12 protein-coding genes are annotated in these 15,042 nt (G+C 40.2%); 11 read left to right on the top strand and 1 reads right to left on the bottom strand.

Annotated elements, in window-relative coordinates; all coding sequences use genetic code 11:
* Nucleotides 1–14: 14 nt before the first annotated feature.
* Complete coding sequence (gene trxA / locus IX83_RS03920; protein WP_038499456.1) at nt 15–335, bottom strand: thioredoxin; 321 nt, start codon at nt 333–335, stop codon at nt 15–17.
* A gap of 134 nt (nt 336–469) precedes the next feature.
* On the opposite strand from trxA, the gene parE reads away from it, so the two are divergent.
* The 11 genes from parE (at nt 470) to IX83_RS03975 (ending at nt 15,031) form a co-directional block, all read left to right on the top strand.
* Nucleotides 470–2,440, top strand: a complete 1,971-nt coding sequence (gene parE, locus IX83_RS03925; protein ID WP_143244854.1) for a DNA topoisomerase IV subunit B — start codon at nt 470–472, stop codon at nt 2,438–2,440.
* Entirely contained in the window at nt 2,441–4,738 is a 2,298-nt protein-coding gene (gene parC, locus IX83_RS03930) for a DNA topoisomerase IV subunit A (RefSeq protein ID WP_038499460.1), read from the top strand.
* 163 nt (nt 4,739–4,901) lie between these two features.
* Nucleotides 4,902–5,930 (top strand): Fe(3+) ABC transporter substrate-binding protein, encoded by a 1,029-nt coding sequence (locus IX83_RS03935; RefSeq protein ID WP_038501504.1) that lies wholly within the window; start codon nt 4,902–4,904, stop codon nt 5,928–5,930.
* 193 nt (nt 5,931–6,123) lie between these two features.
* Nucleotides 6,124–7,557 carry an ABC transporter permease gene (locus IX83_RS03940; RefSeq protein WP_051919243.1) on the top strand — a complete coding sequence of 478 codons (1,434 nt, stop codon included), beginning with the start codon at nt 6,124–6,126 and terminating at the stop codon, nt 7,555–7,557.
* Nucleotides 7,554–8,570, top strand: coding sequence for an ABC transporter ATP-binding protein (locus IX83_RS03945; RefSeq protein ID WP_038499463.1), 1,017 nt, complete (start codon nt 7,554–7,556; stop codon nt 8,568–8,570). Before IX83_RS03940 ends, IX83_RS03945 begins: the two co-directional genes overlap by 4 nt.
* 69 nt (nt 8,571–8,639) lie before the next feature.
* Nucleotides 8,640–9,662, top strand: coding sequence for a CDP-6-deoxy-delta-3,4-glucoseen reductase (locus tag IX83_RS03950; RefSeq protein ID WP_038499465.1), 1,023 nt, complete (start codon nt 8,640–8,642; stop codon nt 9,660–9,662).
* Nucleotides 9,663–9,740: 78 nt separating this feature from the next.
* Entirely contained in the window at nt 9,741–12,113 is a 2,373-nt protein-coding gene (locus IX83_RS03955) for a DNA internalization-related competence protein ComEC/Rec2 (protein ID WP_038499468.1), read from the top strand.
* A gap of 10 nt (nt 12,114–12,123) precedes the next feature.
* Nucleotides 12,124–12,960 carry a PHP domain-containing protein gene (locus IX83_RS03960; protein ID WP_038499471.1) on the top strand — a complete coding sequence of 279 codons (837 nt, stop codon included), beginning with the start codon at nt 12,124–12,126 and terminating at the stop codon, nt 12,958–12,960.
* The gene (gene greB / locus IX83_RS03965; protein WP_077315961.1) at nt 12,953–13,435 is read left to right on the top strand and encodes a transcription elongation factor GreB; all 483 of its coding nucleotides are present in this window, start codon (nt 12,953–12,955) and stop codon (nt 13,433–13,435) included. Before IX83_RS03960 ends, greB begins: the two co-directional genes overlap by 8 nt.
* Nucleotides 13,435–14,202, top strand: a complete 768-nt coding sequence (gene ugpQ, locus IX83_RS03970) for a glycerophosphodiester phosphodiesterase (RefSeq protein WP_392387053.1) — start codon at nt 13,435–13,437, stop codon at nt 14,200–14,202. The genes greB and ugpQ overlap by 1 nt, the downstream gene beginning before the upstream one ends.
* Entirely contained in the window at nt 14,195–15,031 is an 837-nt protein-coding gene (locus tag IX83_RS03975) for a 23S rRNA (adenine(2030)-N(6))-methyltransferase RlmJ (protein WP_038499474.1), read from the top strand. The genes ugpQ and IX83_RS03975 overlap by 8 nt, the downstream gene beginning before the upstream one ends.
* The last annotated feature ends 11 nt before the right edge of the window (nt 15,032–15,042 follow it).

Consider the following 15,042-nt stretch of genomic DNA (forward strand, 5'->3'; position numbering starts at 1 on the left):
TGAATTGGTTCAGATTATACAAGATTTTTAGAAACAAATTCAAGTAGTCCGTTCGCACCGACATGAGAAGCGGCTAACTGTCCGTTTTTAAACATTAATAATGTTGGGATGTTACGAACACCGTACTGAGCAGGTGTTTCACGATTTTCATCAACATTGACTTTAACCACTTGCAATTTTCCAATATTATCCTGGGCGATTTTTTCTAATAAAGGTGCAATGGCTAAGCATGGATTACACCAAGGGGCCCAAAAATCAACTAATACGGGAATATCAGATTCTAAAACATCTAATTCAAAAGAGGCATCATTGACGCTTTTTATTAAATTACTCATTTTTATCGATTCCTTTTTCGCACAATTTATCAATTATATATTGTTATCAAATTTTTTTTCAATAGAAACAGACAAGACTTCACGAAATCATATAAAATATATCTGTAATTAATAACAGTACTAATGAGGTATTATTGGTGTCAAAAAGTCATTATGATGAGTCGTCCATTCGAGTGTTAAAAGGACTTGAACCCGTACGTGAACGTCCTGGTATGTATACTCGGACAGATAATCCTTTACATATTGTCCAAGAACTTATTGACAACGCGGCAGATGAGGCTTTGGCGGGGTTTGCTAAACGTATTGAAGTGATTTTACATGCCGATCAGAGTGTAACCGTAGCAGATAATGGTAGGGGAATTCCGACAGGATTGCATCCCGAAGAAAAAGTACCCGTTGCCGAGATTGTGTTTACTCGTTTGCATGCAGGTGGAAAATTTAATAAAGAAGCTGATGGTGCTTATGCTTTTGCAGGCGGACTGCATGGTGTAGGGGTTTCGGTGACGAATGCACTATCTACCCGACTAGAAGTAGAAATTCAGAGAGATGGGCATCTTTATGGTTTATGCTTTGAAAATGGAGGGCAGGTTGCTGAACCGTTGCATATCATAGCTGAAACGAAGAGTAAACGAACTTCTGGGACGAAGGCTCATGTATGGCCAGATCCCAAGTATTTTGATTCTGCTATTATCCCCGTTAATGAACTTATCCATTTGCTAAGATCGAAGGCAGTGTTGATGCCAGGGATTAAGGTCAGTTTAAAAGTTGAAAAAACGGATACGGAATACGACTGGTGTTATGAAGATGGGCTAAAAGGCTATTTGGCGGAGAATCTGGATCCTGAGTGGATGTTGACCTCTATTTTTACTGCTCAGGAATATATGAGTGAGTCAGATGATCATTTCTCAAAGGGTGAGGGAGCACAGTGGGCTTTGGCTTGGACCACAGAGGGAGCGATAACACGTGAGTCTTATGTGAACTTGATTCCCACTACAGCAGGAGGTACGCATGAAGCAGGTCTAAGAGAAGGGCTGTTTAATGCGGTGAAAAACTTCATTGAAATGCACAATCTGATGCCAAAAGGAATCAGATTATTGCCTGACGATGTGTTTTCAAGAGTAAGCTTTGTTTTATCAGCTAAAGTGCTCGATCCTCAGTTTCAAGGACAAACCAAAGAACGACTCAACAGCCGTGATGTTTTGCGTTTAGTCAGTAATTTTGTGCGTTCACAATGCGAGCTTTGGTTAAATGCAAATGTAGAATACGGTAAAAAACTGGCTGATTTTGTGATTAAACAAGCTCAAGCACGTGCTAAAGCTACGAAGAAGGTAGAAAAGCGTAAAAGTTCAGGCGTGGCCGTTTTGCCAGGTAAACTGACCGATTGCGAATCACAAGATAGCACTCGCACGGAAATCTTTTTAGTGGAGGGGGACTCTGCTGGTGGATCGGCCAAAATGGGGCGTGATAAGGAATTTCAGGCGATTTTGCCTTTGCGTGGTAAGGTGCTAAATTCTTGGGAAGTCGAAAAAGATCGTTTATTTGCGAATAATGAGATTCATGATATTTCAGTGGCTATCGGTGTGGATCCGCATCGACCCGATGAAGATGTCGATTTGTCTGGCTTACGTTATCGTCGTATTTGTATCTTATCGGATGCGGATGTGGATGGTTCGCATATTCAGGTATTGTTGTTGACTTTGTTTTATCAGCATTTTCCCAAGTTGGTTGAAAATGGTTTTATTTTTGTGGCTCGTCCGCCTTTATTCCGTGTGGATGTCGCGGCACAGGGAAAACGTCCTGCTCGTAAAATCTATTGTTTAGACCAAAAAGAATTGAATAAAACAATCGATAAGTTGAAAAAAGAAGGCCATAAAGAAACCCAATGGTCAGTCAGTCGTTTCAAAGGTTTGGGTGAAATGAATGCCCAACAGCTTTGGGAGACAACGTTAAATCCCGATACGCGTCGTTTAAGTCCAGTCGGCTTGGGTCAAATGACCGCAGAAGAAACTCAAAAAGTATTTTCGATGCTGATGTCAAAAAGTGAATCACCAAGCAGACGTAGTTGGCTAGAAGAAAAAGGAAATTTAGCACAGGTAGATATTTAAATGCAGAACGAAATTCATTCTATTTTTAATCAAGACGATGATGCGATTACATTGGGACGATATGCCGAACAGGCCTATTTAGACTATGCAGTCTCCGTCGTCAAAGGTCGTGCCTTACCCGAAATTAGCGATGGACAAAAACCTGTCCAAAGACGTATTTTATACACCATGAATCAAATGGGCCTAAAGGCGGGGGCTAAGCCTGTTAAGTCGGCTCGCGTAGTAGGGGATGTGCTAGGGAAATTCCATCCACACGGTGATAGTGCTGCTTATGAAGCAATGGTTCGCATGGCTCAGGATTTTTCATTACGTTATCCTTTGATTGATGGACAAGGTAATTTTGGGTCGCGTGATGGGGATGGTGCCGCTGCCATGCGTTATACAGAGGCCCGTTTAACGCCGATTGCCTCACTTTTATTGGATGAATTGGATGAGGGAACAGTCGAATTCACGCCTAATTATGACGGTACACAAGAGGAGCCTGTTTGTTTGCCTGCTCGTTTGCCAATGATGTTATTAAATGGTGCCTCAGGTATTGCGGTGGGCATGGCGACTGAAATTCCATCACATCATTTAGGTGAGGTGGCACAAGCCTGCATTAGTTTATTAAAAAATCCTTTGCTCAGTCATGAAGAATTAATGACCTTGATTCCTGGTCCTGATTTTTCGGGGGGAGCACAGATTATCAATACACCAGAAGAGTTGTCAGAAATGTATCTCACGGGGAAAGGCAGTTTGAAAACCCGTGCAAGATGGGAATTTGAAGAGATGGCAAGAGGCCAATGGCAATTAGTTGTTTATGAATTGCCTCCTAGTACGTCCTCCCAAAAGGTGCTTGAAGAGATTGAAGCGATAACGAATCCGAAAATCAAAGCAGGCAAAAAAACATTAACCTCTGAGCAACAACAAGCAAAACAAGCGATGTTGAATGTGTTGGATACGGTCAGAGATGAATCAGGTAAAGATCATCCTGTACGATTAGTGTTTGAGCCAAAATCCTCGCGTATTGATCGCGATGAGTTTGTTAATATGTTATTAGCTCACACTAGCATGGAATGTAATGTTCAGCTTAATTTGGTTTGTATTGGTTTAGATGGTCGTCCTGCACAAAGAAGCTTGCTTGATATTCTCAAAAACTGGTTGGCTTTTAGACGAAATACGGTTCTAAAACGTACACAATATCGTTTGGACAAAGTCATGGACCGTATTGAGGTGCTAGAGGGAAGACGCATTGTTTATTTAAATATTGATGAAGTCATTGCGGTGATTCGTGAATCTGAAACGCCTAAAGACGCACTAATGGCTCGATTCCAGCTTACCTCGCGTCAAGCCGAAGATATTTTAGAGATGCGTTTGCGTCAGTTAGCAAAATTAGAAGGTATCAAAATTGAACAGGAATTGGCCGATAAGATCCTCCAAAAACAAGAGCTGACACATTTATTGACTGATGGCAAGGCACTTGAAAAATTGATGATAAAAGAAATTCAAGCCGATGCCAAACAATTTGGTGATGAACGCAGAACCTTAATTCAAGCGGCAGATAAAGCCAGTGTTGAAGAAAAAATCATTGATGAACCCGTCACGGTCGTGATCTCGAAGATGGGCTGGATTCGTTCTCGCCAAGGCCATGGTCATGATTTAAGTAATGTAAGTTTCAAAACAGGGGATAAGCTCTACGCTGTTTATGAATGTCGCACCGTTGATAAGATGATTGTTTTGGGGACAAACGGGCGTGTCTATACCTTGCCAGTTGCGAATTTACCTGCATTTAGAGGTGATGGACAACCCATTACTACCATGATAGATTTAGAATCAGGCACGAAGTTTGCCCATGCTATCGTGGGTGCGTCAGATTCTCGTTGGATTTTGGCCAAAACATCGGGATTAGGGTTTGTTTGTCAGTTCTCTGATATGGAAAGTCGCCTAAAAGCGGGTAAAAACTTTATCACGATGGACGATGAATCTAAGCTTTTAAAACCTGTTTTATTAGATGAAACGGCCCAAATGATTGGTTTGCTCAGTGAATCAGGACGTTTCTTGGTAATCTCAAAAGATGAGCTTAAAGTACTATCTTCAGGTGGATTAGGTACGATATTAATGGGCTTAGATCCTAAAGATTCATTGGCTCAGGTCATTCCTATTGGTCCACAAGGAATTAAAGCCAGTGGCATTTATCGTAGCAAACACACCGAAGATTTGCTTACTTTGGATGATTTGAAAGAGTATGAGGGTAAACGTGCCAGAAAAGGTAAGTTATTGCAAGTACGCATGAAACAGGCAAGTTTATTTTCTTTATAAACAAAAAAACAACATTTTTAAAGAAAATCGTCCCTAAATGAGGATGATTTTCTTTTTTATTTAAATTATTTTTGATAATCATTCTCATTCTTATTGAAAAATATTAAAACCTCAAGTATGATAGCTTGAGTAATCGAAAACGAAATTATTTTATATGGGAGGAATGATGAAACTTCGTTCATTAAATTACGCATTACTTAGTGTTTTAGGTTCAACTATCATCGCCACAACAGCATCAGCAGATGTAAATGTGTATTCATACCGCCAAGAATATCTTATTAAGCCGATGTTAGATGAGTTTACTAAAGAAACAGGCATTAAAGTCAATGCAATTTATGTCAAAGAGGGGATTGCAGAACGTTTAAAACGTGAAGGTAAATTAAGCCCAGCGGATATTGTTTTAACGGTGGATATTAGTCGTTTACAGGAATTAGTGAACGAGGGATTGGTCCAGTCATTTGACTCAAAAGTCGTGGACGCAAATATTCCAGCGAATTTCCGCACTGATGATTGGGTAGCATTGACATCAAGAGCCAGAGCCATCTACACGTCTAAAGATAGAGTGGGTCGTTTACCTGAAAACTTTACTTACTTAGATTTGGCCGATCCTAAGTATAAAGGTAAGGTATGCGTTCGTTCTGGTAAACATCCTTATAACGTTTCATTATTGGCATCTATTATCGAACACCATGGTGAAAAAGCGGCTAAAAAATGGCTTGAGGGCGTTAAAGCTAATTTAGCGAGAAAACCTCAAGGTGGCGATCGTGATCAGGTCAAAGCGATCATGGAAGGGGTGTGCGATTACGCGTTGGGTAACTCTTATTACTACGGTAATATGTTGACGAATGATAAGAAACCTGAACAAAAACAGTGGGCTGAATCAGCTTATATTAACTTCCCTAACCAACAGGCGGAAGGAACGCATATGAACGTTTCAGGTGTCGCGTTAACTAAATACGCTCCTAATAAAGCAGAAGCGATTAAATTAATCGAGTTCTTAACGGGTGATAAAGCTCAGGAAATGTATGCTGATGTGAATTATGAATATCCCGTTAAACCTGGTGTGCCTACTTCAAAATTAGTCGCGTCTTGGGGAACATTTAAGCAAGATTCTGTTGATTTGAAGAAGATTGCCAAATACCATAAACAAGCGTTAAAGTTAATTGATGAAGTGAAGTTTGACGTTGAATAAGAAGAATCGTTCATTAACTAAAAAAAGCTGGCACCATCTTATATGGTTGCTAGCTTTTTTACTCTTTTTACCTATTTTTGCCTTATTTTGGGAATCTTTTTCGGGATTCTCTGAACATTTTTCACACCTATATCATACGGTGTTGTTCATCTATATCAAAAACTCCCTGATCCTTTTAGTAGGGGTCTGTTTAATGGCCATTATATGGGGCGTTCCCAGTGCTTACTTTGTTAGTCGCTTTCAGTTTCCAGGGAGAAAGTTTTTTAGATGGGCCTTGTTATTGCCATTGGCCTTGCCAGCCTATTTAGTGGCTTTTGTTTATACGAATATCTTAGATTATGCGGGACCGATTCAGATTTTTTTAAGGCAGTTATTTGAATGGCAGACGGCATCAGACTATTGGTTTGTGGATATGCGAACCATGGGAGGTGCTATCTTTGTGCTATCTTTGGTTTTTTCGCCCTATATATTTTGGCTAAGTAATATTAACTTTTCTGAACAGTCTATGTCCTTGATCCATGCCGCAAAGTTGCAGGGGAAAAGCCAACAACAGATTTTCTGGCGCATACAATTACCATTAGCTAGACCTGCGATTGCCGTGGCATCCACGCTGGTGGCGATGGAAACGTTGGCTGATTACGGTACCGTCGCGTATTTTTCAGTATGGCATATCACCACGGCGATTTTTAATGCATGGATTGATTTGGGAGATTTGCCACTGGCATCGCAATTGTCCTGCTTGACTTTATTATTTGTGGTCGTACTCATTGTATTAGAAAAAAGAAGCAGAAGAAAAACGACATTATACGCTCATGAATATGAACCCATTGTGCTAGAGAAACCAAAGAAAGTGAATGCTTGGTTGATGACAGGCTGGTGTACATTAGTCTGGAGCTTGGCTTTTTTAGTTCCTAGTATTTGGTTAATAAATGAAGCATATGTGTATATTGATCAAACGGATTGGTCCGTGTTTTACCAAATGTCCATGACTTCTTTTTCCTTAGCTTTTTGGGTGGCTTTGATCGCAGTCATCATCGCGTTTATCCTCCAAGTGGCTAAAAGAGTGAATTTTCCTCATGCCACCTTGTTAACACGAATGGCCTCGTTAGGGTATGCCATACCTGGCACGGTATTGGCCATTGGGGTGCTAATCGTGACAAGTACCTTGGATCATTGGATAAATGATGGGGTGGTTTATTTTGGAGGTTCCATTATTGGCTTAGTCTTTAGCGGTACCTTATTGGCGATTGGCTTTGCCTTTCTTTGTCGATTCAGTGCTGTTGCGATTGGATCGGTGGAATCTGGATTTGAAAAAATTCCAAATAGTTATGATGAAGCCGCTAAGCTACAAGGCCATTATTTGAGGTCAATCGCACAGAAAATTTGGTTGCCTTTGTTAAAAAGTAGTTTGTTTACGGCTTTTTTGCTGGTGTTTTTAGAGTCTCTAAAAGAACTTTCTGCGGCTTTATTACTGCGTCCATTTAATGTAGAAACCTTATCAACTTATATTTATCAATATATGGCCACTGAACGTTTTGAACTGGTTTCTATTCCAGCATTATTGATGGTTTTGATCGGATTGCCTCCTGTTTTATTATTGACGTATTCTATGGATAAAAGAAAATGACATTAAGCTTGGAAATAAAGGATTTAAAGGTATCTTACGGACAGCAAACCGTCATTCAATCTTGTCATTTAAGTTTGAACAAAGGAGAAATTTTAAGCTTGCTGGGGGCTTCGGGTTGTGGAAAAAGCACGATCCTACGAGCGATTGCTGGCTTGAAATCGATTGACGCTGGCACGATTCGTATTGCGGGTCAGATTGTTGATGAAGCAGGGTACTGCCTACCGACACAAAAACGTCCTGTCGGCATGATTTTTCAAGACTATGCTTTATTTCCACATATGACCGTGAACGAAAATATTTGCTTTGGCTTGGAACATTTAGATAAAACGACTCAAACGCAGCTAGCCAGAGAAAGCCTAGCGATGGTTCGATTAGAACATTTTTCTGATCGCTATCCGCATGAGTTATCAGGTGGTCAACAACAGCGAGTGGCTATCGCTCGGGCATTGGTGCGTAAACCTCATTTACTGTTATTAGATGAACCGTTTTCTAACTTAGACCAAAGTGTCAAAGAAGAGTTAATGAGTGAAATGAGACAGATATTTAAACAATCACAAATGAGTGCGATTATGGTCACCCACCATAAAGCTGAAGCGATGTTTCTATCTGATCGCATTGCCGTGATGGGACAGGGAAATATTCAGCAAATTGATACCGTGATGGCCATTTATGATTTTCCTCAAAATAACGCTATTTCAACGATGCTGGGCCATACTACCTTATTAAAAGCAAAGAAAAATCACCATGGTTATGAAACGGCTTTGGGGCCGTTAAAAACCTTAGAGGGCTTGCATTATGAACATCAGGAAGCGGACATTATCCTACATTTGAGGCCACATCAAATTAGTCTCAACACAGACACGATGCCTCATAATGCAGTGGTTAAGTCGTTTATTTTTATGGGCGATTACTGTATTTATGATTTATTGTTGACATCGGGTGAGATCATCAGTGTGATGGCGTTTAAACGTTATCATCCAGGACAATCGTTACATTTACAAATTGATCTTTGAGATAAATCGAATCCTTAATCGCTATATTGTATTAAAATCCTAAGTTTCAATTTTCAGAAGGACGTTGACATGAGTTATCAGGTTACTGTTTTGCCATCTGGCCATCAGTTCCAAGTTAATGAATATCAAAGTGTATTGGATGCTGCGTTAGAGGCGGGTATCATTATTCCTTATAGTTGCAAAGGCGGTAATTGCTGTAGCTGTAAAGGAAAAATTGTGGAAGGAAAAACCACGGATGTGCCGTTAGAAAACTTGCTGGAGACTACCGAAATCCAAGCAGGATACACCTTATTATGTCAGGCTAAACCGCTTTCTGATTTAAAAATTGAGGTCAATGAAGTTCGTTTGGCGGGTGATGTTCGTATTCGCAAATTACCTGTACGGGTGATGGGTTTAGATCGTTTATCAGATGATGTGATGAAAGTAACGCTTCAACTGCCTGCAAACGAAGATTTTCATTACTATCCTGGCCAATATATCGAGTTTATTCTAAAGGGAAATGTCAGACGTGCTTACTCCATTGCCAATATTAGCAATGAACAGAAACAGCTCGAATTACATATTCGCCACCTCCCATCTGGAATGTTTACCGATCATGTATTTGGTGCAGGTCAAACCGCGATGAAAGTAAGGGAAATTTTGCGTATTGAGGGGCCTTTAGGTACGTTTTACTTACGTCAAGATAGCGATAAACCTATTATTATGTTGGCAACGGGTACGGGTTTTGCACCGATTAAGGCTTTGGTTGAAACGTCGATTAACGCCTCATTACAACGTCCGATTCATATTTACTGGGGTGGACGCTACCAAAAAGATCTGTATATGCAGTCTTTAATTGAACAGTGGGTCCAAACCTATCCTCATATTAAATTTACTCCAGTTCTATCGCGAGAAAAACCAGCAGAAAATTGGCATGGAAAAACAGGTTATGTGCAAGATGCGGTGTTGTCCGATATACCGAATTTAACAGGGTATGAGGTATATGCATGTGGCTCACCTGCGATGATTGAGTCAGCTAGACATGCGTTCTTAAAATCGGGGTTAAATGCGGATGATTTTTATGCGGACGCTTTTATTATCCAAAAAACTTAATCATCGAATAGGACAAAATATACCTAGTTAGTATTCTTTGATTTATTTACACTAGGCATGACCATTAAGGTTGTGCCTATGTTTTTTAGATTACTCATCTTTGCTGTTTTAATCTGCATTGCCAGTGTCCAGCTTTTACCTGATTTATATATTCTCCATGCACTGCTTGCTTTGGGGATATGCGTTCCGTTTTTCTTTTTTCAGAAAACGAGAACAGGTGCCTTTTTTGTATCGATTTGTATCTTGGCGTTTTTATACAGTCATTATCGAGCTTGGATGCGTCTGGAACAAAGATTAGATGCTGCAGTCGTCAATCAGTCCATTTCCTTAACGGTTAAAGTGATTAGCTTACCCGTTAAACGTCCTAATCAAATAACGATGATGGTCAAACGAGTTGGGCAAGATAATCAGGCTTCATGGCCAGAATATTTTCAATTACACATTAAGTCTTCTTTATATGAGTCTGAAGCGGACCTTGAACCTTGTGATGAAATCGCTTTGACCGTATCATTGCGTCCTATCCACGCTTTACAGAATTTTCATGCCTTTGATTACGAACAATATGCTTTTGCTCATGATGTACTGGCAGTGGGGCAAGCAAAGCAAATCCGTGCCATCGAGAAAGGTGATTGGTCTGCGGACTGTGCGATAGATTTGCTTCGACAAAAAATCAAGCAACAATTAAGTCGCATATTACCCAATAAAGCATATCAACCCATCATGATAGCCTTGGTGGTAGGGGATCAAGCTTCAATCACTCAAGAACAATGGAATTTGTTTAATATATCGGGCATTACGCATTTGGTTTCCATCAGTGGCTCGCATATCACCATGTTATGCACGATGGTCGTGTTTGCATTAAGTAAATTGGGGGCAAGAATCAAGCGACGTGGTTTATGTCTGGGTGACTACATCAATATCAATCATATGGCATTGGTGCTGGGGCTGATGGTGGCTTGTTTTTACTGTTTTATTGCAGGGTGGGGGATTCCTGCACAAAGAACCTTTTTTATGCTGGCCATTACCAGTATGAGTTTGGTGTTTATGAGAAAAGTGGCCTTAATCGATTCCTTATTATTGGCAGCTTTGGGCGTGTTGTTATGGGATCCTTGGGCGGTTTTAGCTAGCGGTTTTTATTTATCATTTATTGCGGTCGCTATTTTGTTTTATGCCTCTCAGTTGCATTTGGGGTTTGCACTGATCAAAGCTCAGCTGGTGATTACCTTTGCACTGATTCCTATACTTATTTTTTTATACCATCAAGTTTCGTTAATTTCACCGATTGCTAATGCATTAGCGATTCCTTTAATCGGCTTTATCATTACGCCATTAAGCCTGTTATTGGCCATTCTGAGCTGTTTTGAATCCATGGATGTCGTGAGTATTCAGTTGGCGGCATTGACCTATTTTTGTCTAGAAAGCTTAATGATATTCATACAGTATTTGGCGGATTGGAAATGGGCGTTAATTCCTATGTCAGCACCCACCACGAATGTGTTTTTATTAAGTTTAATCGGCATGATTATGTTGGCTTTGCCATGGAAGAAAACAGCAATATTACTAATGATACCTTTGCTGACGTTAAGCTCGGTTATACCTGTGGCCAATTGGCAATTAGTCGCTCTTGATGTCGGACAGGGAAGTGCCATTATCATCCGCGAGAAAGACAAAGTACTACTGTATGATACGGGCATTGCTTATGGTTTAGATTACGATATGGGCAAAAGGGTGATTTTGCCTTATTTACAAGCCAAAGGTATCGATAAGATTGATGTGCTGGTTTTATCTCATTCTGATAATGATCATGTGGGTGGTTTGATCAGTCTATTGGAAAATATAAAGATCGAACATATCTATGCTTCATTTCAGGTAGATGCTTGGTTGGCTTTACAGGAAGCAAATTATCAAACTCAGATTAAGCTACATTCTCCTCAAGTGATGTATGAACCATGTGATGATAAGCAGTCATTTAATTGGGAGAATTTAAGTTTTCGTTTTTTAAATCATCGTTCTTTGATGCGAGCAAAAAGTAGTAACGATGACTCTTGTGTCTTATGGGTTCAAGATGCAAAAGGGCGTTCAGCCTTGTTATTAGGGGATGTGAGTAAACGTATTGAAAAACAGATAATCGCGACCCATCAATTAGGACAGGTTAGTGTGCTAATGGCTGCTCATCATGGTTCTAAGACCTCCTCCAGCCGTGAACTCATTGAACACTTAAAAGTCGATCATGTTGTGTTTCAAAGTGGCTTTTTGAATCGATTTAAACATCCTCATTTTTCTGTTTGGAATCGCTGGAAAGACAGTCATCGTTGGGCAAATGTGGTAGAGGGGGCGATAGAATTTAATTTCTTTGAACAGGATATAGAAATTTCAACGGCCAGAAAAAATCGTTATTGGTCTCAAAAGTGGTTATTTAAAAGATTACATGGTATGCTAATGCCTGAATAAAGGTCTGCTTATGAGTAAAGATTTACACTGTCATTCAAATGTTTCGGATGGTATTTATCGCCCCAGCCAATTAGCCCATATGGTTTATGAACATGGTGCGGATACTTGGTCTTTAACGGACCATGACGAAATAATGGGATTGGCTGAAGCCCGACAGGCCTCTGAATCCTTGGGATTGACGTTTATTAACGGTGTGGAAATTTCATGTTTGTTTATGGATAAAACCGTGCATATTGTAGGCTTAGGTTTTGATGACCAACATGAGGGGTTGAAACAGTTTTTACGTTCGATACAGGAAGATAGAATCCGACGAGCAAAATTAATGGCTGAAAAATTAGAAGACCTTATTCATATTCCCCATATTTATCAAGGAGCATTACAATATTGCCAACGCGAGCTACAAATTGGCAGAGTGCATTTTGCACGCTACTTGACTGATAAAGGTTGCGTGGAACATATTAATGAAGCGTTTGATCGATATTTGGCCGATGGAAAACCCGCTTATGTGCCTGGAAAATGGGCCAGTATCCAAGAAGCCGTTTCTTATTTGAAACAAGCTGGTGGCGTGGCGGTGATTGCTCATCCAGGCCGATATGCGTTAACCAAAATGGAATTTTATGCTTTGTGCTTAACGTTCAAAAAGTCGGGAGGACAAGGTATTGAGGTAGTCACTGGTTCGCATCGTAAGGAGTTGTATCGAACTTACGCTGAGATAGCGAATGAATGGGGGTTTTATGCCTCATGTGGTTCAGACTATCATGGGATAAAACCTTATGAAATGATGATCGGTAAGGTGCCAGCATTACCGAGTCATGTAACGCCTATATGGAAGTTGTGGTGTGAGTGAAAAAAATTACATAACCAAAGCAGGTTATCGACAGTTAAGAGATGAACTTCAACATCTCGTCAATAAAGAACGTCCAGAAGTGGTGAATATTGTTTCATGGGCCGCTTCAAATGGCGATCGTTCGGAAAATGGAGATTATATTTATGGCAAAAAACGTTTAAGAGAAATTGATAAGCGTATCCGTTTTTTGACCAAACGTTTAGAGTTGGCTGAAGTGATAGACCCTTCAGAACAACCTAACCAAGACTATGTGTTTTTTGGTGCTTGTGTTGATTATATTGATGAACAAGACGAAGAAGTGCATGTACAGATTGTTGGTGTGGATGAAGCCGATCCTTTGGCAGGGAAAATCAGTTGGGTTTCGCCCGTTGCTAAGGCCTTATTACGTAAAAAAGTAGGGGATACGGCTTTTTTGCAAACACCTTCAGGACCGAAAGAATTAGAAATTATTGATATTACTTATCCAGAGAGTTAATGATGAATACAAAAAATTGGCCTTATCCTAAATTAATCGCTCATCGTGGTGCAGGTAAGTTTGCACCTGAAAATACCTTGGCTGCCATGAGATGTGGGGCAGATCATGGATTTGAAATGTTTGAGTTTGATGCTAAGTTAAGTAAAGATAATCATGTGGTTTTATTGCATGATGATGACGTTGATCGCACTTCAAATGGCAAAGGAAAAGCGGCACAGAAAACCTATTTGGAATTATTGTCTTTAGATTTTGGTTCTTGGCATAGTGCTTATTATGCGGGTGAATCGATCCCTAGTTTGGCGAGTATTGCCTCATACACGATTGAAAATGGTTTGTATTGTAATGTAGAGATTAAGCCTTGCCCAGGACGTGAAGAAGAAACAGGTACCTTAGTTGCTCGTGCGGTGAAAACCTTATGGAAAGACGCAGATTTGCCCGTGTTGCTTTCTTCATTTGAGGAAAAAACATTAAGAGCCGCTCAAGCAGAAGCACCTGAGATCGCTCGAGCTTATTTATGCGAAGCTTTGCCTGAAAATTATATGCAAGTGTTTAAAGAGTTGGGATGCGTAGCGGTTAACTTAGATGACAAAATCGTCACTAAGCCTTTGATCGATGAATTCCATCAAGAGAATATTCGCGTATGCGTGTGGACGGTCAATGATTATCGCCGTGCCAAAGAGTTGTTTTCATGGGGATGTGATGCCATTATTACTGACGAAATGGAGCGTTTAAGTCCATTGAGTATGGGACTGACTCAATATGTTTAGCTATCGACATGGGTTTCATGCAGGTAATCATGCTGATGTGTTAAAGCATGCGGTGTTTTTGGACATTATTCGCTATTTTCAACAAAAAGATAATCCTTTTTGGATAATTGATACGCATGCAGGTGCAGGGGTCTATGACTTAACTAGCCAATGGGCCCAGCAATCAGGGGAGTTTTATGATGGGGTCGAACGACTTAAAGAACGTCCTCATTGCCCCGAACTGATCGATCATTATCTTACGTTTATTCACGATACGATGGAGGATAATGTGTATCCTGGATCGCCGTGGATAGCGATGTCTATGTCACGTGACCGAGATAAATTACGCTTTTTTGAATGGCATCCTAATGAGTTTCAAAATCTAAACGCGTTTGTCCAATCCCAAGACAGAGCCTTGCAAAGAAATATCATGACGTTTCATGCTGATGGTTTTGTGGGAATTAAAGCTTTATTACCGCCACCCACTAAACGAGCTATTACCATCATTGATCCGTCTTATGAAAATAAGCGAGATTATCAGTCGGTGATCACGTGTTTACAAGAAGCATTAAAACGCTTTGCCACGGGGTGTTATATCGTTTGGTATCCTTTGGTTAAACGGGTAGAACGACAAGAGATGCTTAAACAGCTTGAAAAAATGAAGGTCTCATGGTTGCATGTTTCATTGCAAGTGAAATCGCCCGAAGCGGTGGGTTTATATGGAAGTGGCTTATTTATCGTGAATCCTCCTTATCAACTTGAACAAAAGTTAAAGGAGGCCATGCCTGTTTTATGTGAAATGTTGGCACAGGATGAAAATGCTCATTTTGTGATAAAAACATCCGCGTAACATGATAAAAT

It is taken from the genome of Basilea psittacipulmonis DSM 24701 (genome assembly GCF_000743945.1).
GTDB lineage: Bacteria > Pseudomonadota > Gammaproteobacteria > Burkholderiales > Burkholderiaceae_B > Basilea > Basilea psittacipulmonis.

Bases quoted from the DNA above. Each gene is read 5' to 3' on its own strand.
- trxA (WP_038499456.1), bottom strand. From the start codon at position 335: ATGAGTAATTTAATAAAAAGCGTCAATGATGCCTCTTTTGAATTAGAT.
- parC (WP_038499460.1), top strand. From the start codon at position 2,441: ATGCAGAACGAAATTCATTCTATTTTTAATCAAGACGATGATGCGATT.
- IX83_RS03950 (WP_038499465.1), top strand. From the start codon at position 8,640: ATGAGTTATCAGGTTACTGTTTTGCCATCTGGCCATCAGTTCCAAGTT.
- IX83_RS03940 (WP_051919243.1), top strand. From the start codon at position 6,124: ATGGCCATTATATGGGGCGTTCCCAGTGCTTACTTTGTTAGTCGCTTT.
- ugpQ (WP_392387053.1), top strand. From the start codon at position 13,435: ATGATGAATACAAAAAATTGGCCTTATCCTAAATTAATCGCTCATCGT.
- IX83_RS03955 (WP_038499468.1), top strand. From the start codon at position 9,741: ATGTTTTTTAGATTACTCATCTTTGCTGTTTTAATCTGCATTGCCAGT.
- IX83_RS03935 (WP_038501504.1), top strand. From the start codon at position 4,902: ATGATGAAACTTCGTTCATTAAATTACGCATTACTTAGTGTTTTAGGT.
- IX83_RS03975 (WP_038499474.1), top strand. From the start codon at position 14,195: ATGTTTAGCTATCGACATGGGTTTCATGCAGGTAATCATGCTGATGTG.
- IX83_RS03960 (WP_038499471.1), top strand. From the start codon at position 12,124: ATGAGTAAAGATTTACACTGTCATTCAAATGTTTCGGATGGTATTTAT.
- IX83_RS03945 (WP_038499463.1), top strand. From the start codon at position 7,554: ATGACATTAAGCTTGGAAATAAAGGATTTAAAGGTATCTTACGGACAG.